Source organism: Agromyces albus (assembly GCF_004134825.1).
Taxonomy (GTDB): Bacteria; Actinomycetota; Actinomycetes; order Actinomycetales; family Microbacteriaceae; genus Agromyces; species Agromyces albus.
Genome location: NZ_SDPN01000019.1, coordinates 54,596 through 72,870 on the forward strand (window position 1 = coordinate 54,596; position 18,275 = coordinate 72,870).

Here is an 18,275-nt window from a genome sequence, read left to right on the forward strand (position 1 = left end):
AGACCGGCTCGAGGGTGGTCCCGGCAGGGCCACGATGAACGGCTCTCGCGTGCGTAGTCTGGGTGGGTGAGTGAGACAGGACTCGGCGAATTCATCCGTGAGCGGCGCGAGGCGATCACGCCCGCAGAGGTCGGACTCCCGGCGGGCAGCCGGCGTCGCACCCCCGGCCTGCGCCGGACGGAGCTCGCGATGCTCGCCGGCATCAGCGTCGAGTACCTCACCCGACTCGAGCAGGGGCGCGACCGGCACCCATCGGCGCAAGTGCTCTCCGCGCTCGGCGAGGCGCTGCTCCTCTCGCCCGCCGAACGGTCGCACTTGCGACTGCTCTGGAAGTCGGCGGGCGGGGGCGACGTGCTCTGCGCTGCCGCCGAGCCTCCAGCTCGCGACGTCCGTCCGACCGTGCGCGCCGTGCTGCACCGTCTCGACCCGATGCCGGCCTTCGCGATGAATCGGCTCGGCGACATCCTCGCCGCAACGCCGGGCTTCGAGCGACTCGTCGCGCCACTGGGCGTGCTCGACGAGGACGTGCCCAACCTGCTGCGCTATGCCTTCACCGACGAGCGGGCACTGCAGGCCTTCCCGCAGTGGGCGTGCGTGGCCGACCATCTCGTCAACCGGCTCCGCACGATCGCTCCGTCCGACGTGCACACCGACGAACTCGTCGAGGAGCTCACGGTCACCGCGGGCTCCGCCTTTCTCACGCGCATGGCGGCGCCGATCGTCGTCGCTCGCGTGGCGGGCGTCATCGAGCTGCACCAGCCCGACGTCGGCCCGCTCAGGTTGGCATTCGAATCGCTCGAGCTTCCCTCAGACGACGCGCTGCAACTCGTTGCCCTGCTGCCGGCCGACGAGGCCGCTTCGGCAGCGCTCGATCGCATCGCCGAGCGCGGGCCACGGCGGTTGCGCGCGGTCTGAGCGGAGTCAGTCCACCTTCACGATGTCGGGAGCCTCGAGCCGCACGCGGTCGGCGGACTCGTCGTCGGGCTGCAGTTGCGAAGCTCGCTCGGCAGCCACCCGCTCGAGGTAGCGCTCGACCTCGAGCGCCTCTCGCGCGGCATCCCAGCCGAGCACGCCGGCCATGAGCCTCGCCGCGACCGGTGCCGCGGAGACCCCGCGGTCCCACGCCTCGATCGAGATGCGGGTGCGGCGCGCGAGCACGTCGTCGAGGTGCAGTGCTCCCTCGTGCGAGGCCGCGTAGACGACCTCGGCCTCGAGGTAGTCGTCGGCGCCCGGCAGGGGCTCGCCGAGCGAGGCATCCGACCTGATGATGTCGAGCAGTTCGTCGGTCATCGTGCCGTAGCGATTGAGCAGGTGCTCGATGCGCACCTTGTGCACGCCGAAGGCGCGGGCGATCTTGCCGCGCTTGTTCCACGCGGCCTGGTAGCCCTCGGCGCCGAGCAGCGGGATGTCTTGAGTCGTGGAGGCGGGAACCTTGCCATCGAGGGCGTCGGCGGCCGCGTCGATCGCGTCTTTGGCCATCACCCGGTAGGTGGTCCACTTGCCGCCGGCGACGACGACGAGACCCGGCACCGTGTGTGCCACGACGTGTTCACGCGAGAGCTTGGAGGTCTGCTCGCTCTCACCTGCGAGCAGCGGTCGGAGCCCCGCGTACACACCCTCGACGTCTTCGCGCGTGAGCGGCACGCCGAGCACGGCGTTCACATGCTCGAGCAGGTAGTCGATGTCGGCCGCCGTCGCCGCAGGGTGCGCCTTGTCGAGGTTCCAGTCGGTGTCGGTCGTGCCGATCAGCCAGTGACGCCCCCACGGGATGACGAAGAGCACGCTCTTCTCGGTGCGGAGGAGGAGCCCCATTGTCGACTGGAAGCGGTCGCGAGGCACGACGAGGTGGATGCCCTTCGAGGCTCGCACGTGGAACGTGCCACGTTCGCCGACCATGCGCTGCGTGTCGTCGGTCCACACTCCGGTGGCGTTCACGACCTGCTTGGCGCGCACCTCGAAGCGCTCGTCGGTCTGCAGGTCGTGCGCCTTCACGCCCACCACTCGCTCGCCGACCTTGATGAAGCCCTCGACCTTCACGCGGCTCGCGACGTGCGCGCCGTAGAACGACGCGGTGCGGGCCAGGGAGGCGACGTACCGGGCGTCGTCGACCTGCCCGTCGTAGTAGGTGATCCCACCGATGAGCGCGTTCGGCGCGAGCGACGGAATCGCCTTCATCACCTGGCGCTTCGAGAGGTGGCGGTGGTGCGGCACGCCGGGCGGGCGACCGCCCGTGTAGCTGAAGAGATCGTAGAGCAGCATGCCGGCGCCGACGTAGAAGCGTTCGATGAACCGCGTCTTCAACGGGTAGAGGAATCGCACGGGTTTCACGAGGTGCGGCGCGATGCGCTGCAGCAGCAGACCCCGCTCGATGAGCGCCTCGCGCACGAGCCGGAAGTCGAGCTGTTCGAGATAGCGGATGCCGCCGTGCACGAGCTTCGACGAACGACTCGAGGTGCCCGACGCCCAGTCACGAGCCTCGAGCAGGCCGACGCTGAGACCACGCGTCACGGCGTCGAGCGCGCTGCCGGTGCCGACGATGCCGCCTCCGACGACGAGGATGTCGAGCTCTTTCTCCTTCAGGCGAGCGATCGCCGCTTCTCGTTCCTCTGGTCCGAGCTTCGTCGAACGCGTCACCGTATTGAGTCTCGCCATCGTCGTTCCCCATCCTCACGGCCGGGCGCCTGCACGGCCGCGCGCTCGCGTTCCACGCTACCCGAGGGGTGGGCCTCGCGCTATGAAGCGCGCGCGTTCAGGCGCCGCTGTACGGCGCGACGATGACCTCGACGCGCTGGAACTCCTTGAGGTCGGAATACCCCGTGGTGGCCATCGAGCGCTTGAGCGCCCCGATGAGGTTGGCCGTGCCGTCGGCGGCCGGCGCAGGGCCGTAGAGGATCTCCTCGAGGGGGGCGACCTGGCCGACCTTGACCCGCTGGCCGCGGGGTAGCTTCGCGTGGTGCGCCTCTGCGCCCCAGTGGAAGCCGGCGCCCGGGGCATCCGTCGCCCGAGCGAGTGCCGCGCCGAGCATGACGGCGTCGGCGCCGCACGCGATCGCCTTCACGATGTCGCCGGACTTGCCGACGCCGCCGTCGGCGATGACGTGCACGTAGCGCCCGCCCGACTCGTCGAGGTAGTCGCGGCGGGCGCCGGCGACATCCGCCACCGCGGTGGCCATCGGCGCGTGGATGCCGAGCGTCGCCCGCGTCGTGGACGCCGCTCCCCCGCCGAAGCCGACGAGCACGCCCGCTGCGCCCGTGCGCATGAGGTGCAGCGCGGCCGTGTAGGTGCCCGCTCCACCGACGATGACGGGCACGTCGAGCTCGTAGATGAACTTCTTGAGGTTCAGCGGCTCCTGGTTCCTCGAGACGTGCTCGGCCGAGACCGTGGTGCCGCGGATCACGAAGAGGTCGACCCCTGCGGCGACGACGGTCTCGTACAGCTCTTGCGTGCGTTGCGGCGAGAGCGCGCCCGCGACCGTGACGCCGGCCGCGCGGATCTCGGCGAGGCGCTCGGTGACGAGCTCGGGCCTGATGGGCGCCGAGTAGAGCTCCTGCATGCGCGTGGTCGCCTTCTCGGCGGACAGCCCGCGGATCTCGGCGAGCACCGACTCGGCGTCGTCGTACCTGGTCCACAGGCCCTCGAGGTCGAGCACGCCGAGTCCGCCGAGCTGGCCCATCATGATCGCCGTGCGAGGCGAGACGACGGAATCCATCGGGGCCGCGAGGAACGGGATGTCGAACTGGTAGGCGTCGATCGACCACGTCGTCGAGACGTCTTCGGGGTCGCGCGTGCGGCGGCTCGGAACGATCGCGATGTCGTCGAAGGCATAGACACGACGGCCCCGCTTCGAGCGGCCGATCTCGATCTCCTGGGTCACGAGTCAACCCTACCCAACCTCCACGGACCCGCTGGTTGAGGAGGCGCGTCAGCGCGCTCGCGCCACGCGCCCCTCGTTCCACACCGGGGCATCCGACTCGACGACCTCACCGTCGGCACCGAACACCACGAACCGGTCGAAGCTGCGCGTGAACCAGCGGTCGTGCGTCACGGCGAGCACGGTGCCGTCGAATCGCGAGAGCGCGTCCTCGAGTGCCTCGGCCGAGACGAGGTCGAGGTTGTCGGTGGGCTCGTCGAGCAGCAGCAACGTCGCCCCCGACAGCTCGAGCAGCAGGATCTGCAGCCGCGCCTGCTGGCCGCCCGAGAGCGAGTCGAAGGTCTGCTGCGCGGATGCCGCGAGCCCATACCGATCGAGCGCCGAACTCGCGGCCTCCCGCGCCATGCCGTCGCGGTTCGCGTCACCGCGATGCAGGATGTCGAGCAGGGTGCGCCCGCGGAACTCGGGGTGCTCGTGGTTCTGCGCGAACCACCCCGGCACGACTCGCGCACCGAGCACCGCGCGTCCGGTGTGCGGGATCCGGGCGAGCTTCTCCCCGGCCGTCGTGACGTGCCCGAGCGTGCGATCGGGGTCGGTGCCGCCGCCGGCGAGCAACCGGAGGAAATGCGACTTGCCCGAGCCGTTCGATCCGAGCACCGCCACCCGGTCGCCGTACCAGACCTCGAGGTCGAACGGCTTCATGAGGCCCGTGAGCTCGAGGCGCTCGCACACCACCGAGCGCTTGCCGGTGCGCGCCCCGCGCAGCCGCATCGCGACGTTCTGCGACGGCGGGCGCTCCTCGGGCGGCCCGGCCTCCTCGAACTTCCGCAGTCGCGTGACGGCGGCCTGGTAGCGCGACGCCATGCCGTCGTTGTAGGTGGCCTTCACCTTGAGCGTCGCCACGAGCGTTCGCAGTGCGGCGTGCTGTTCATCCCAGCGCCGGCGCAACTCGTCGAGCCGCTCGAAGCGCTCCTCGCGCGCGCGGTGGTATCCCTCGAAGCTGCCGCCGTGCACCCACGCGGTGTTCCCTGCGGCACCGAGCTCGAGCGTCACGATGCGGTCGGCGGCTTGCGCGAGCAGCTCGCGGTCGTGCGAGACGAGGAGCACCGTCTTCTGCGTCGACCGCAGTTGCGCCTCGAGCCAGCGCTTGCCGGGCACGTCGAGGGAGTTGTCGGGCTCATCGAGGAGCAGCACCTGCTCGGGCCCGCGGAAGAGCGCCTCGAGCGCCAGGCGCTTCTGCTCACCGCCCGAGAGCGTGGCGAGCTCACGCCACCTGGCGCGCTCGAAGGGAATACCGAGTGCCGCGCTCGTGCAGTGATCCCATACGACCTCCTGCTCGTAGCCGCCGGCCTCGGCGTACTCGGCGAGCGCCGTCGCGTAGCGCATCTGCGCCGCCGTGTCGTCGCGCTCGATGAGGGCGTCCTCGGATGCCTCGAGCTCGATCGCCGCGGCCCTGATGCGGGCCGGTGCGACCGACACGAGCAGCCCAGCGACCGTCTCGGCAGCCCCGTCGACGGTGCTGCCGGTGCCCACGAACTGGTCCATCACGCCGAGTCCCCCATCGACCTGCACGCTGCCCTCGTCGGGGCGGACGTCGCCGCGGATGATGCGCAGGAGCGTCGACTTGCCCGCGCCGTTCGCGCCGATGAGCGCCGTCGTCGCGGCATCCGTCACCCGGAATGCGAGGTCGGAGAGCAGCGGCCTGCCGTCGGGCAGCGAGAACGAGACGCCGTTGACGTCGATGAAGCCCATGCGAGTGTCCGATCGGTCGGCGGCCGTGCCGCGCCGCCCCCCGGGCAGCCGACCAGACTACACCGCACCGCGAGTTCCCGTGCCACCCGACCCGATCTGCGGCAAGCTGGAGGCATGCAACGCATCGCCGCTGAACCGCTCGACGCCCTCCGCAACCGCACGAGCGCGAAGTGGCGCAGCTACCCCGCCGACGTGCTGCCGCTGCCCGTCGCCGAGATGGACTACCCGCTCGCCGAGCCCATCGCCGCGGCGCTCATCGACGCGGTGCGGCGCTCGGACACGGGCTACAACCAGGGCAGCCGCACCGTCGCCGAGGCGTTCCAGGGCTTCGCGGCGACGCGCCTCGGCTGGGACGTCGACCCGGCCCGCGTCACGTGCACCGCCGACGTGAGCATGGGCATCGTCGAGGTGCTGCGCCGGGTCACGAGCCCGGGCGACGGCGTCGTCATCACGCCGCCGATCTACCCGCCGTTCTTCGACCTCGTGACCGAGAGCTCGGCCCGGATCGTCGAAGTGCCGATGCTCGGTGGCATCGACGAGGGCTGGTCCCTCGACCTCGAGGGCATCGAGGCGGCGTTCGAGGCGGGCGCCCGGGCGATGGTGCTCTGCAACCCGCACAATCCGATCGGCATGGTTCCGGATGCCGCGACGCTCGCGGCGCTCGCCGACATCGCCGCGCGCCACGACGTCACAATCGTCGCCGACGAGGTGCACGGGCCGCTCGCGCAGCCCGCGACGCCCTACACGCCGTTCCTCACGGTCTCGGACGCCGCGCGCGAGCATGGCATCGCGATCACGTCGGCCAGCAAGTCGTTCAACATCGCCGGACTGAAGTCCGCGCTCGTCGTCACCGCGAGCGATCGCGGCGACCGGGTCCGTGCCGCCCTGCCCTACGAAGTCGAATGGCGCATGGGGCAGTTCGGCGCGATCGCATCGGTCGCGGCGTTCCGGGCCGGCGGGCGGTGGCTCGACGGCGTGCTCGCGAGCCTCGACGACAATCGGCGTCTGCTCGCCGACCTCCTCGCCGACGAGCTCCCCGGGGTGCGCTACCGGATGCCCGACGCCACGTACCTCGCGTGGCTCGACCTCTCAGAGCTCGGCTGGGGCGACGACCCGGCGGCCTACGCCCTCGAGCACGCGAAGGTCGCGCTCGCCAACGGGCCGACGTTCGGTGCCACCGTGGGACGTGGACATGCGCGACTCAACTTCGCGTGCACGCCCGAGGTGCTCGACGAGGCGATCACGCGGCTGGCGGAGGCCGCCTCCCCGGTGGTCGAGTAGCGACGCGCGCAGCGCGACGCGTATCGAGGCCACCCTCACCTCGTGTAGTTCGGCGCCTCCACCACGATCTGCACGTCGTGCGGGTGCGACTCCTTGAGACCGGCCGGCGTGATCCGCACGAACTTGCCCTTGGCCTTCAGCTCATCGATGGTGCGGGCGCCCACGTAGAACATCGACTGGCGGAGCCCGCCGACGAGCTGGTAGGCGACGGCCGACACCGGGCCACGGTAGGGCACCTGGCCCTCGATGCCCTCGGGGATGAGCTTGTCGTCGCTCGGGACATCCGACTGGAAGTAGCGGTCTTTCGAGTACGAGGTCTTCTTGCCGCGGGTCTGCAGCGCTCCGAGCGAGCCCATGCCGCGGTAGGTCTTGAACTGCTTGCCGTTCTGGAAGACGAGTTCGCCCGGACTCTCGGCGGTGCCCGCGAGGAGCGAGCCGAGCATGACCGTGTCGGCCCCGGCGACGAGCGCCTTCGCGATGTCGCCCGAGTACTGCAGGCCGCCGTCGGCGATGAGCGGAACCCCGGCGGGCCTCGTCGCCTTCGACGCCTCGTAGACGGCCGTGACCTGGGGCACGCCGACACCGGCGACGACACGCGTCGTGCAGATCGAACCCGGCCCGACGCCGACCTTCACGGCGTCGGCACCCGCGTCGACGAGCGCTTGGGCGCCCTCACGAGTGGCGACGTTGCCGCCGATGACGTCGATGTGGGCGAACGTCGGGTCGGCCTTGATCCGCCGGATGATGGCGAGGACGCCGGCGCTCTCGCCATTGGCCGTGTCGACGACGAGCACGTCGACACCGGCATCGCGCAGCGCCTCTGCGCGCTCCCAGGCGTCACCGAAGAAGCCCATCGCGGCACCGACGCGCAAGCGACCCTCGGCGTCTTTCGTCGCGTTGGGGTACTGCTCCGACTTGTCGAAGTCCTTGACCGTGATGAGGCCCGTGAGCCGGCCTTCGTCGTCGACGAGCGGCAGCTTCTCGACCTTGTGCTGCGCGAAGATCGCGATCGCCTCGTCGGGGTCCATGCCGACGCGGCCCGTGATGAGCGGCATCTTCGTCATGACGTCGGCGACCTTCGTCGACGACTTCTCGAAGTCGGAGACGAACCGCATGTCGCGGTTCGTGATGATGCCGACGAGGATGCCGTCGCTGTCGATGACCGGCAGGCCGCTGACGCGGAACGTGGCACACAACTCGTCGACCTCGGCGACGGATGCGTCGGGCGTCGTGGTCACCGGATTGGAGACCATGCCCGACTCGCTGCGCTTCACGCGGTCGACCATCTCGGCCTGCTCCTCGATCGAGAGGTTGCGGTGCAGGATGCCGATGCCGCCCTGGCGGGCCATGGCGATCGCCATGCGCGACTCGGTGACGGTGTCCATCGCGGCCGACAGGAGCGGCGTCGCGACGGTGATGCGTCGGGTGAGACGCGAGGCCGTGTCGGCTTCGCTCGGGATCACATCGGTGTGACCTGGCAGCAGCAGGACGTCGTCGTACGTGAGTCCCGTGAATCCGAACGGATCTGCCTGATCCATGTCTTCCCTTCAATCTGTGATGCCCCAGTGGCCGCGCGAAAGTGAATCGTGCGATCACTCAATGTTAAGCGAGTTTGCATAGAGGGCATTCCCCGGATAACAATCGAGGGCCATTGTGGACCGCGCATGAAACACTTGGGACATAATCGGCACGTACTGTCGACGACGATGTCGATAGGAAGACCGGACCCGGGCGGCCATAAGCCCCCGGGCACCCTTGGAGGTGCAGTGGAACCCACGCAATCAGTCGCCAAACGGTCGCCCCGAAGGTGGCTCGTCCTCCTCGGAATCCTGTTGTCCGCACTCACTCTGTCCGGCATCGCAGCGTCCCCTGCGATGGCGGACACCGTGAGTACGGAGGACAGTACCGAGGAATTCGAGTACTTCTTCACGGGCAACGTGACCTTCGATGATGAACCGCTCGAGGGCGTTCGCATCACGGTCGAAGGCGCCGACGACTTCGAAGCCGAGACAGAGACCGACGCCGAGGGCAGGTGGCGCATCGGCGTGCCCGAGAAGGGCGAGTACGAGCTCACGCTCGACGAGGACACCCTTCCTGAAGGCGTCGTCGTGGCGGAAGGCCAGGCGACCATCACCTCGGAGTTCGGGCTCACGAAGCTCAAGGCGGTGAACTTCTTCCTCGGCGAGGGCCAGCGCACCACGACCGACTTCGGCGCCCAGGTGCTCATCCGGTTCATCAACGGTCTGAACTTCGGCCTCCTGCTCGCACTCGCGGCGATCGGCCTCTCGCTGATCTTCGGCACCACGGGCCTGTCGAACTTCGCGCATGCGGAGATGGTCACGTTCGGGGCGCTCATGATGCTGACCTTCGGGGTCGACCTCGCGTTCCCGATCTGGCTCGCCATCATCATCGCGATCGTCCTCAGCGCAGCGCTCGGCTGGACGCTCGACGCCGTGATCTGGAAACCGCTCCGCAGGCGCGGAGTGGGCCTCATCCAGCTCATGATCGTCAGCATCGGCCTCTCGCTCGCGATCCGCTACATCTACCAGTTCATCTACGGCGGATCGACGCGGCAGCTTCCAGGAGCGACCCTCGCCTCCGACATCCACCTCGGGCCCGTCTCGATGTCGTGGGTCGACCTCGCGAGCATGATCACGAGCGTCGTGGTGCTCGCGGCCGTCGCCTACTTCCTGTTGCGCACGCGCATCGGCAAGGCGACGCGCGCGGTCTCCGACAATGCGAGCCTCGCCGCAGCGAGCGGCATCGACGTCGATCGCGTCATCCGCATCGTCTGGGTGATGGGCGCCGCCCTCGCCGGACTCTCGGGCATCCTCTGGGCGTACTTCCGACCCGGCGTCAGCTGGGACATGGGCTTCCAGATCCTGCTGCTCATCTTCGCAGCCGTCACCCTCGGCGGGCTCGGCACCGCGTTCGGCGCACTCGTGGGCTCCATCATCGTGGGGCTCTTCATCGAGATGTCGACGCTGTGGCTGCCATCCGACATGAAGTACGTGGGCGCACTCGTCGTGCTCATCCTCGTGCTGCTGTTCCGACCGCAGGGCATCCTCGGTCGCCGCGAGAGAATCGGCTAAGGAGGACCGACCATGATCGACTGGATTCAGATCTTCTCCAACGCGGCGCAGGAGCTCATCAGCCCCACCACCGCGGCATACGCCTTGGCCGCCCTCGGCCTGGCGATCCACTTCGGCTACACGGGCCTCCTGAACTTCGGTCAGGCGGGCTTCATGGCCCTTGGAGCATACGGGTACGCGATCTCCATCCTGAGCTTCGGATTCCCCGTGTGGGGCGCCGTGCTCATCGGAATCGCGGCATCCGTGGTGTTCGCCCTGATCCTCGGTATTCCCACCCTGCGGCTCCGCGCCGACTACCTCGCGATCGTCACGATCGCGGCGGCAGAGATTCTGCGGCTCACGTTCACGACGAACACGTTCGCCGACATCACCGGTTCGGCGAGCGGCCTGCAGGGCTACAAGGGCGGCTTCGCCGACCTCAACCCGATCCCATCGGGCACGTACGGTTTCGGACCCTTCACGTACAACGCGTACGACTGGTGGATCCGCATCGTCGGGTGGGGGCTCGTCGTGCTCCTGGCCCTCGTCACGTGGCTCATCATGCGCAGCCCGTGGGGCCGCGTCATCAAGGGCATCCGTGAAGACGAAGACGCCGTGCGCGCGCTCGGCAAGAACGTCTACTCGTACAAGATGCAGAGCCTCATCCTCGGTGGCGTCTACGGCACGCTCGGGGGCATGATCTTCATCCTGCCCCGATCGGTGGTGCCGGCGAACTACCAGACGTCGCTCACCTTCTTCGTCTACGCGATCCTGCTCCTCGGCGGGGCCGCCACGATCCTCGGGCCGGTCATCGGCTCGGTGATCTTCTGGGTGCTGCTCTCCTTCTTCTCGGGCTTCGTCGCCCGGGCGGTGGAGGCGGGCTGGCTCCCATTCATGTCGCAGGTGCAGGCCGGCCAGCTCCGGTTCATCCTCGTCGGCATCGCGATCATGCTGATCGTGATATTCAGGCCTCAGGGCATCTTCGGAAACAAGAAGGAGCTGGCCTTTGTCAAGTAACGTCACTCCCACGTCCAAGCCGGTGAAGACCACCGGCCTCCATGTCGGCGAAGCCGCACCGGGTTGCCGCAAGGTCGACCCGATCCTCATCGCCGACAACGTCCGGCGCACCTTCGGCGGTCTCACCGCCGTCGATGTCGCGCACGTCGAGGTCCCCCGGGGTGCGATCACCGCACTCATCGGACCGAACGGCGCCGGCAAGACGACCCTCTTCAACCTGCTCACGGGCTTCGACAAGCCCGACAGCGGGAAGTGGGAGTTCGACGGTCGGTCGCTCGCGCATGTGCCGGCCTACCGGGTGGCCCGCATGGGCCTCATCCGCACCTTCCAGCTGACGAAGTCGCTCGCGCTGCTCACCGTGCTCGACAACATGAAGCTCGGCGCGAAGGGCCAGATCGGTGAGAACCTCTTCCGGTCGTTCCTGCCGTTCCTCTGGCGCAAGCAAGACGACGAGATCGAGGCGAAGGCACTCGAGATCCTCGCGCGCTTCAAGCTCGACACCAAGAAGGACGACTACGCGGCCAGCCTGTCGGGCGGGCAGCGCAAGCTCCTCGAGATGGCGAGGGCGCTCATGAGCGACCCGACGCTCGTCATGCTCGACGAGCCGATGGCCGGGGTCAACCCGGCCCTCACGCAGTCGCTGCTCGACCACGTGCTCGACCTGAAGTCCCAGGGCATGACGGTGCTCTTCGTCGAGCACGACATGCACATGGTGCGCCACATCGCCGACTGGGTCATCGTGATGGCCGAGGGCAAGATCGTCGCCGAAGGCGATCCGCACCTGGTCATGCAAGATCCCGCCGTGATCGACGCCTATCTGGGCGCCCATCACGACGCCGACATCGGCACAACGGACACCGAGCACGTCGAGGTGTTGAAGGAGCTCATCGATGACGAACAGTGAACCGACCGGCAGTGCGGTCCTCGAACCCGTCGCAGACGCGGTCGTCGAGGCCACGAATGTCACGGCGGGCTACCTGCCCGGCGTGAACATCCTGAACTCGTGCTCCCTCATCGCGAGGAAGGGCGAGCTCATCGGCATCATCGGCCCGAACGGCGCCGGAAAGTCGACGCTCCTGAAGGCCATCTTCGGTCTCGTGAAGGTGCGCGACGGGTCGATCCGCCTGAACGGCGAGGAGATCACGAACCTCAAGGCGAACAAGCTCGTGGCGAAGGGCGTCGGCTTCGTGCCGCAGACGAACAACGTGTTCCCGTCGCTCACCATCCAGGAGAACCTCGAGATGGGAATGTTCCAGAAGCCGAAGGGTGTCAAGGAGCGCCTCGAGTACGTCACCGCGATCTTCCCCGAGCTCGGCAAGCGACTCGGCCAGCGTGCCGGCTCGCTCTCGGGCGGTGAACGGCAGATGGTCGCGATGTCGCGTGCGCTCATGATGGGCCCGCACGTCATGCTGCTCGACGAGCCATCCGCCGGGCTCTCCCCCGTGCGGCAGGACGAGGCCTTCCTTCGCGTGAAGGAGATCAACCGCGCCGGCGTGACCACGATCATGGTCGAGCAGAACGCGCGGCGCTGCCTGCAGATCTGCGACCGCGGCTACGTGCTCGATCAGGGCCGCGACGCCTACACCGGCACCGGACGCGACCTGCTGAACGACCCGAAGGTGATCGGCCTCTACCTGGGCACGCTCGGCCAGGACTGATCCACCCGAACGAACGGGGGCGGATGCTGCGGCATCCGCCCCCCTTCTGCGTTCGCCTCAACCGCGTCATGAGTCCTTGCTGACGCAGGCACACCCAGCAAACCGCCCTCCGCGCCACTCTGCGGCCAGCGCAGGTCTCGGCGGATGAGTCAATGTCGGCGGACACGCCGGTGCCGGCGCCGCGGATCGCCGCGGGGGCCCGGTTCCCGCCTCATCCGCGACGGCGCGCGAAGGCGTGAGCGCCGCAGGGAGCTCCCAGAAGGGCCGCGACGGGGCGAGGACTCCTGCGCGCACGCCGCGAGGGCGCCTGCGCGCACGCAAGGGCGCACGCGGGCACGAGAAAGGGCCCCGGCCGAAGCCGAGGCCCTTCCAGGCGGAGAACCGTACTAGCCGATGCGCGAGTACGTGTTGTCGTCGCCGTATTCGTAGATTCCGATGGTCGCCTCGGTGGGGTCACCGTGCTCGTCGAGCGTGATCGGGCCGGACGGGCCGTCCCAGTCGATCTGCGAGCCTTCGGAGAGCGCCGTGAAGGCGTCGCCGAGGTCGGTGACCTTCTCGCCTTCACCGGTGCCACCCGACACCTGACGCAGGTACTTGGCGATGTCGACACCTTCGGTGCTGTTCGCCGCATACGCCGCGAGGGCGATCAGGACGGTCGCGTCGTACGACTCGGGACCGTAGCTGAAGTCCGCCAGGTCGGGGTCGACGGCGAGGATCCGCTCACGGAAGTCGTCTTCGAGCTCAGGACCGGGCAGCGTGCCCTTCGCGCCGGTGATGAGGCCGGGTGCGAAGTCTGCGCTGTAGTCGGACAGGTTGCCGTCGACGAAGTAGAGCTGGTCGCCGGGGTAGCCCGAGCCGACGAGCGCCGGAACGACGACCTTGGCCTCATCGAAGGTGATGACGGCCACGGCGTCGGGGTTCGCGGCGTTGATCGCCGAGAGCTGCGCGTCGAAGTTCGAGTCACCCGTGTTGAAGAGCTCTTCGGCCACGACTTCGCCGCCTGCCGCCTCGAACGACGCCTTGGTGGCCTCTGCGAGGCCGGTGCCGTACGGGTCGTTCAGGACGAGGAGACCGAGGGTCGAAGCGCCGTCTGCGGCGATCTGGTTGCCGAGCACTTCACCCTGCAGGAGGTCGGACGGCGCAGTACGGAAGTACAGGTCGCTGTCCTCGTACTCGGTGAAGTCGGGCGACGTGTTCGCCGGCGAGAAGTGCACGACACCGGCCGCGGTGATCTGGTCGATGACCGTGAACGACACACCCGACGAAGCGGCACCGATGATCGCCGAGACGTCCTGCGAGAGCAGGTCGGTGACGGAGACGGTGGCGATGTCGGTCGTGGTGTCACCGGAGTCGCGGTAGATGACCTCGATGTTGAGGCCCATGTCGGCTTCGTTGATCTCCTGTGCGGCGAGCGCCACACCGGCCTCCTCGGGCGGGCCGAGGAAGGCGAGCGTTCCACTCTGCGGAAGGATCGTGCCCACCTTGAGGGTGAGGTCGCGTTCGCCTTCCTCGATGGGCAGGGCGTCGCCGGCGTCGGCCGGCTCTTCCGTCTCGGCCGGCGGCGTGCCACCCGTTGCGCACGCAGAGAGGATGAGGGTGCTGACGCCAGCGATGGCGAGACCCGTCCAGGCTGCGCGAGCCGAGCGCGAGGCCTTGGCCTTCGCGAATACGCTCATGTTGCTCCTTGGGACTGAAGGATTGGTACACAAAGCAGCGTCTGGTGACGCCGTTGTTTGACAGTATTGCGCCCCAATGGCGGAAACAAGTCGCGCCGGTCACAACCGTGTAACACCGCAGGAATCGTTACCTCGCCGACACCTTGCCCACCGAAAGCGCACAGAATCGTCGTGCAGCGCGACCTCGACGCGCAGAACGCGCGTCGCGGCATCCGCTCGCCTGGAGCCCCTTTTCGAGCCTGATCCGGGCCTCCAACAGGCCTGACCGAGACCTCAGATGAGCTCTGTCGGAACGCGTCGCGAGGCACGGACGCCCCTCACGAGGTCGAACGTGAGCACCGCGAGGGCGACCCACACGAGGGCGAATCCGATCCACCGTTCGAGCGGCATCGGCTCTTGGAGCACGACGACGCCGACGACGAACTGGATGAACGGCGCGAAGTACTGGATGAACCCCATGTAGATGAGCGGCAGCCGGCGCGCCGCGGCCGCGAACAGGAGCAGCGGCACCGCCGTGATGGCTCCGGCGAGCAGCAGCAGCGTCGTGTGCCAGCCGCTCACCGCGCCGATCGTGAGCCCGGTGGTCATCGACACGAACACGAGCTGCACGACGGCGAGCGGCGCGAGCCAGGCGGTCTCGAGGGTGAGCCCGGAGACCGCGTCGACCTTGGGCCCGACGCGCTTCTTGATGAGGCCGTAGAAGCCGAACGAGAACGCGAGCACGAGGGCGATCCAGGGCAGCTGCCCGTAGCCGAAGGCGAGCACGACGACGGCGACGATGCTGATGCCGACGGCCACCCACTGCGTCACGTTGAGGCGCTCGCGCAAGACGAGCACGCCGAGGAAGACCGTGACGATGGGATTGATGAAGTAGCCGAGCGCGGCCTCGACGACCTGCCCGGTCAGGGTGGCGTAGACGTAGGTCTGCCAGTTGACGAAGATCAGCACGCCCGCGATGCCCATCGTGAGCACCGCGCGGCGGTCGCGCAGGATGGTCGCGAACGGACGCCAGGCGCGCGTGACCGTGATGACCAGGGCGCAGAACACGAGCGAGAGCAGCACGCGCCATCCGACGACCTCGAAGGGCCCGGTCGGCGCGAGCGCGATGAAGTAGATGGGGAGGATGCCCCAGAGACTGTAGGCGCTGATCGCGAAGACGAGTCCGGAGCGGCTCACGCCCGATGCGGGCGTGAGGTTCGCACCGGCCGAGACATCGGAACGGGTTGACACCGGCTCAGACTACGCCTGGCCACAGACATCCGCCGCCCGGCATACGAAGAGGCCCGGATGCCGCAGGGGCATCCGGGCCTCGAACGAATCGTGTCGACTAGCGAACCACGACCGCGAGCACGTCGCGGGCCGAGAGCACGAGCAGGTCGTCGCCGCCGAACTTGACCTCGGTGCCGCCGTACTTGGAGTAGATCACCTTGTCGCCGACTGCGACGTCGAGCGGGATGCGATTGCCGTTGTCATCGATGCGACCGGGGCCCACGGCCACGACCTCGCCCTCTTGGGGCTTCTCCTTGGCAGTGTCGGGGATGACGAGACCTGACGCGGTGGTCTGCTCGGCGTCGACCTGCTTGATGACGATGCGATCCTCGAGCGGCTTGATGGAAACCGACACGTTTGACCTCTTTCTTGACGAAGACTGTTTAGCACCCTCAAAGCGAGAGTGCTAAGACGAGTCTAGGCAGGATTTGGCACTCATGCAACGCGAGTGCCAGCGCACGGATGTGGGTGCTAGCGTGGCCGGGTGGATCGCGCCGAGCTCGTCGAACTGCTCTCGCCAGAGGGCCTCCGGCTCCTCGACGGCCTGCCCGCCTGGGATTCGAAGGCCGACATCGTGAAGACGGTCGCGCTGTTGCGCCGCGAGGGGCATCCGTCGGGTCTCGTGGCCACCGTGCTCAGCCAGTCGAAGCTGCGCGCGAAGGCCCGTGCGAAATTCGGCGAGTTCGCCTCGCGCATGCTCTTCACCGAGGCGGGCCTCGAGCAGGCGACGCGGCTAAGGGTCGCTGCGCTGCACGCCGGCCGCTTCTCTCGAGCCGGCATCACGCACGTGGCCGACCTCGGCTGCGGCATCGGCGGCGACGCGCTCGCGATGGCCGCGATCGATCTCGAGGTGACGGCCGCCGAAGCCGACGAGGTCACCGCCGCGATCGCCGCGTACAACCTCACGCCGTTCTCGCGGGTCCAGGTGCTGCACGCGCGCGCCGAAGACGTGCCGCTCGGCGGCATCGGCGGCGCCTGGCTCGACCCGGCACGCCGCACGACGACCGGAGGCACCACGAGGCGCATCTCGGATGCCGCCGACTACTCCCCCTCGCTCGACTTCGCGTTCGGCCTCGCCGAGCGGATGCCGGTGGGAGTCAAGCTCGGCCCGGGCACCGACCGCGATGTCATCCCCGCCGACGCCGAGGCGCAGTGGGTGTCGATCGACGGCGAGGTCGTGGAGCTCGGCGTCTGGCTCGGCCAGCTGGCACGCCCGGGCATCCGCCGCGCAGCGCTCGTGATCCGCGGCGACGCCGCGCACGAGCTCACGGCCGCGGCCGACAGCGAGGATGCTCCGACCGGCCCGATCGGCGACTACCTCTACGAGCCCGACGGCTCCGTCATCCGCGCCCGCCTGATCGGCGACCTCGCGCGTGCGAACGGCGCATGGATGGCGAGTGCCGGCATCGCCTACCTCACGGCCGACGCACCGTTCGAGTCGCCCTTCGCGCAAGGGTTCCGGGTGCTCGAGCGACTTCCCGCCGATGAGCGCCAGTTGCGCCAGGCCCTGCAGGCGCGCCGCGTCGGCACGCTCGAGATCAAGAAGCGCGGGACCGACGTCGATCCGGCGGCGCTCCGCACGCGGCTGAAGCTGCGCGGCGACGAGTCCGCGACGATCGTGCTCACCCGGGAGCTCGGCCGGCACGTCGCGCTGCTCGTCGAGCGACTCTAGCGACTCGCCCGAAGGGCGTGCCGGCCGGCTCTGGTGTGGCTGGCTCAGGCGGGCAGCGCGCCGAACACGATCGCGTAGTAGCCGATCCACACCGCTGAGAACACGAGGCCCGCCAGACCGGTGCCGATGCCGACGAACGCGAGGGAACGGCCCTTCTCCTCCCGGCGCAAGCCGAGCACGCCGAAGATGATCGCGGCGATGGACAGCGGCAGCATCCACCCGACGAACAGCGATGCGATGGCCCCCATCGTGCCGACCACGGCGGCGATCCAGCTGTACACCCGGCGCTGGGTCGCCTCCTCGACAGCATCGGCCACGTCACCGCCGGGCCGGTGCACGATGAGGAGCTGGCCGGTCGAGAGCGATTGCAGCTGCCCGGTGTCGAAGGGCACCTCGAACTCGCGCACGGCCGGGTCGACACGAAAGGTCGGCTCGGCCGGCTGGTAGGGCGCGAGCGGATCTTCCGGTTCGAAGCGATCGGGGGCCCCGCCCTCAGGCGAAACCCCCTCACGCTCGGTCATGAGTGCCTCATCAGTAGGTGCTGTAGTCCATCGATCCGACGGTCGCAGCGAAGATGCCCCACAGCAACAGGGAAAGCAGGCCGATGGCGACCCCGACGAAGCCGAGGATGATGCCGGTGAGCCACATGCCCTTGGCTGCCGGCTCCTTGCGCTTGCCGATGAAGCCGAGCACCACGGCGGCGGCGGGGATGAACAGCTGCATGATGCCGCCGACGAACGGGATGAAGACCACGAAGAAGCCCACGAGGCCGATGATGCCGGCGATCAGCGAGATGAGGCTGAACACGGGCGTCGGCTTGCTGGGCGTCGTGCCGTATGCAGGCGCCGCGTAGCCGGGCTGTGTCGGTGCGCCGTAGGCAGGGGCGGCGGGCGGCTGGTCGGACGGCATCCCGTAGCCGGCCGAAGGTGGCGGAGGCGGAGGCGGCGTGGCCGACCCGTAGGTCGGCGGCTCCGGCGGAGCCGGAGGGGCCGGCGGCGCGGGCGGCTC

The 18,275-nt window shown here is 68.7% G+C and carries 16 protein-coding genes; 7 read left to right on the forward strand and 9 right to left on the reverse strand.

Annotated elements, in window-relative coordinates; genetic code table 11:
* The first annotated feature begins 66 nt into the window (after positions 1-66).
* Complete coding sequence (locus ESP51_RS11500; RefSeq protein ID WP_129521043.1) at positions 67-915, forward strand: helix-turn-helix domain-containing protein; 849 nt, start codon at positions 67-69, stop codon at positions 913-915.
* A 6-nt stretch (positions 916-921) separates the two neighbouring features.
* Here ESP51_RS11500 and ESP51_RS11505 read toward each other — a convergent pair whose 3' ends face one another.
* The 3 genes from ESP51_RS11505 to ESP51_RS11515 form a co-directional block, all read right to left on the reverse strand.
* Positions 922-2,634, reverse strand: coding sequence for a glycerol-3-phosphate dehydrogenase/oxidase (locus ESP51_RS11505; RefSeq protein ID WP_422386844.1), 1,713 nt, complete (start codon positions 2,632-2,634; stop codon positions 922-924).
* 115 nt (positions 2,635-2,749) lie between these two features.
* Complete coding sequence (locus ESP51_RS11510; RefSeq protein ID WP_129521045.1) at positions 2,750-3,874, reverse strand: GuaB3 family IMP dehydrogenase-related protein; 1,125 nt, start codon at positions 3,872-3,874, stop codon at positions 2,750-2,752.
* 48 nt (positions 3,875-3,922) lie between these two features.
* A complete protein-coding gene (locus ESP51_RS11515) occupies positions 3,923-5,623 on the reverse strand; it encodes an ABC-F family ATP-binding cassette domain-containing protein (protein ID WP_129521046.1) in 1,701 nt (566 codons plus the stop codon).
* Between the two features lie 114 nt (positions 5,624-5,737).
* Here ESP51_RS11515 and ESP51_RS11520 point away from each other — a divergent pair, with 114 nt between their 5' ends.
* Positions 5,738-6,904: a MalY/PatB family protein gene (locus ESP51_RS11520; protein ID WP_129521047.1), complete on the forward strand. Its 1,167-nt coding sequence runs from the start codon at positions 5,738-5,740 to the stop codon at positions 6,902-6,904.
* Between the two features lie 35 nt (positions 6,905-6,939).
* On the opposite strand, the gene guaB is transcribed toward ESP51_RS11520, so the two are convergent.
* Positions 6,940-8,442, reverse strand: coding sequence for an IMP dehydrogenase (guaB, locus tag ESP51_RS11525; RefSeq protein ID WP_129521048.1), 1,503 nt, complete (start codon positions 8,440-8,442; stop codon positions 6,940-6,942).
* A gap of 348 nt (positions 8,443-8,790) precedes the next feature.
* On the opposite strand from guaB, the gene ESP51_RS11530 reads away from it, so the two are divergent.
* Genes ESP51_RS11530 through ESP51_RS11545 form a run of 4 tightly spaced genes read left to right on the forward strand, consistent with a single transcriptional unit; the run spans position 8,791 to position 12,650 of the window.
* A complete protein-coding gene (locus ESP51_RS11530; protein ID WP_241843127.1) occupies positions 8,791-9,996 on the forward strand; it encodes a branched-chain amino acid ABC transporter permease in 1,206 nt (401 codons plus the stop codon).
* A 15-nt stretch (positions 9,997-10,011) separates the two neighbouring features.
* The gene (locus ESP51_RS11535; RefSeq protein WP_129521060.1) at positions 10,012-10,992 is read left to right on the forward strand and encodes a branched-chain amino acid ABC transporter permease; all 981 of its coding nucleotides are present in this window, start codon (positions 10,012-10,014) and stop codon (positions 10,990-10,992) included.
* Positions 10,982-11,896, forward strand: a complete 915-nt coding sequence (locus ESP51_RS11540; RefSeq protein ID WP_129521050.1) for an ABC transporter ATP-binding protein — start codon at positions 10,982-10,984, stop codon at positions 11,894-11,896. The genes ESP51_RS11535 and ESP51_RS11540 overlap by 11 nt, the downstream gene beginning before the upstream one ends.
* Positions 11,883-12,650: an ABC transporter ATP-binding protein gene (locus ESP51_RS11545; RefSeq protein WP_129521051.1), complete on the forward strand. Its 768-nt coding sequence runs from the start codon at positions 11,883-11,885 to the stop codon at positions 12,648-12,650. The genes ESP51_RS11540 and ESP51_RS11545 overlap by 14 nt, the downstream gene beginning before the upstream one ends.
* Before the next feature lie 386 nt (positions 12,651-13,036).
* On the opposite strand, the gene ESP51_RS11550 is transcribed toward ESP51_RS11545, so the two are convergent.
* The 3 genes from ESP51_RS11550 to groES form a co-directional block, all read right to left on the reverse strand.
* Positions 13,037-14,326, reverse strand: a complete 1,290-nt coding sequence (locus ESP51_RS11550; protein WP_129521052.1) for an ABC transporter substrate-binding protein — start codon at positions 14,324-14,326, stop codon at positions 13,037-13,039.
* A gap of 273 nt (positions 14,327-14,599) precedes the next feature.
* The gene (gene rarD, locus ESP51_RS11555; protein WP_129521061.1) at positions 14,600-15,502 is read right to left on the reverse strand and encodes an EamA family transporter RarD; all 903 of its coding nucleotides are present in this window, start codon (positions 15,500-15,502) and stop codon (positions 14,600-14,602) included.
* A 151-nt stretch (positions 15,503-15,653) separates the two neighbouring features.
* On the reverse strand, positions 15,654-15,950 hold the full coding sequence (gene groES / locus ESP51_RS11560) for a co-chaperone GroES (RefSeq protein ID WP_129521053.1): 297 nt from the start codon (positions 15,948-15,950) through the stop codon (positions 15,654-15,656).
* Between the two features lie 129 nt (positions 15,951-16,079).
* Here groES and ESP51_RS11565 point away from each other — a divergent pair, with 129 nt between their 5' ends.
* Positions 16,080-17,267 carry a class I SAM-dependent methyltransferase gene (locus ESP51_RS11565; protein ID WP_129521054.1) on the forward strand — a complete coding sequence of 396 codons (1,188 nt, stop codon included), beginning with the start codon at positions 16,080-16,082 and terminating at the stop codon, positions 17,265-17,267.
* Positions 17,268-17,311: 44 nt separating this feature from the next.
* Here the strand turns inward: ESP51_RS11565 and ESP51_RS11570 are convergent, their stop codons facing one another.
* Together ESP51_RS11570 and ESP51_RS11575 are read right to left on the reverse strand one after the other, a co-directional pair.
* Complete coding sequence (locus ESP51_RS11570; RefSeq protein ID WP_129521055.1) at positions 17,312-17,788, reverse strand: DUF4190 domain-containing protein; 477 nt, start codon at positions 17,786-17,788, stop codon at positions 17,312-17,314.
* 10 nt (positions 17,789-17,798) lie between these two features.
* The coding region (locus tag ESP51_RS11575) for a hypothetical protein (protein WP_206737296.1) at positions 17,799-18,275 on the reverse strand (477 nt) is incomplete at its 5' end.

Bases quoted from the DNA above. Each gene is read 5' to 3' on its own strand.
- ESP51_RS11520 (WP_129521047.1), top strand. From the start codon at position 5,738: ATGCAACGCATCGCCGCTGAACCGCTCGACGCCCTCCGCAACCGCACG.
- ESP51_RS11515 (WP_129521046.1), bottom strand. From the start codon at position 5,623: ATGGGCTTCATCGACGTCAACGGCGTCTCGTTCTCGCTGCCCGACGGC.
- ESP51_RS11550 (WP_129521052.1), bottom strand. From the start codon at position 14,326: ATGAGCGTATTCGCGAAGGCCAAGGCCTCGCGCTCGGCTCGCGCAGCC.
- ESP51_RS11570 (WP_129521055.1), bottom strand. From the start codon at position 17,788: ATGACCGAGCGTGAGGGGGTTTCGCCTGAGGGCGGGGCCCCCGATCGC.
- guaB (WP_129521048.1), bottom strand. From the start codon at position 8,442: ATGGATCAGGCAGATCCGTTCGGATTCACGGGACTCACGTACGACGAC.
- ESP51_RS11545 (WP_129521051.1), top strand. From the start codon at position 11,883: ATGACGAACAGTGAACCGACCGGCAGTGCGGTCCTCGAACCCGTCGCA.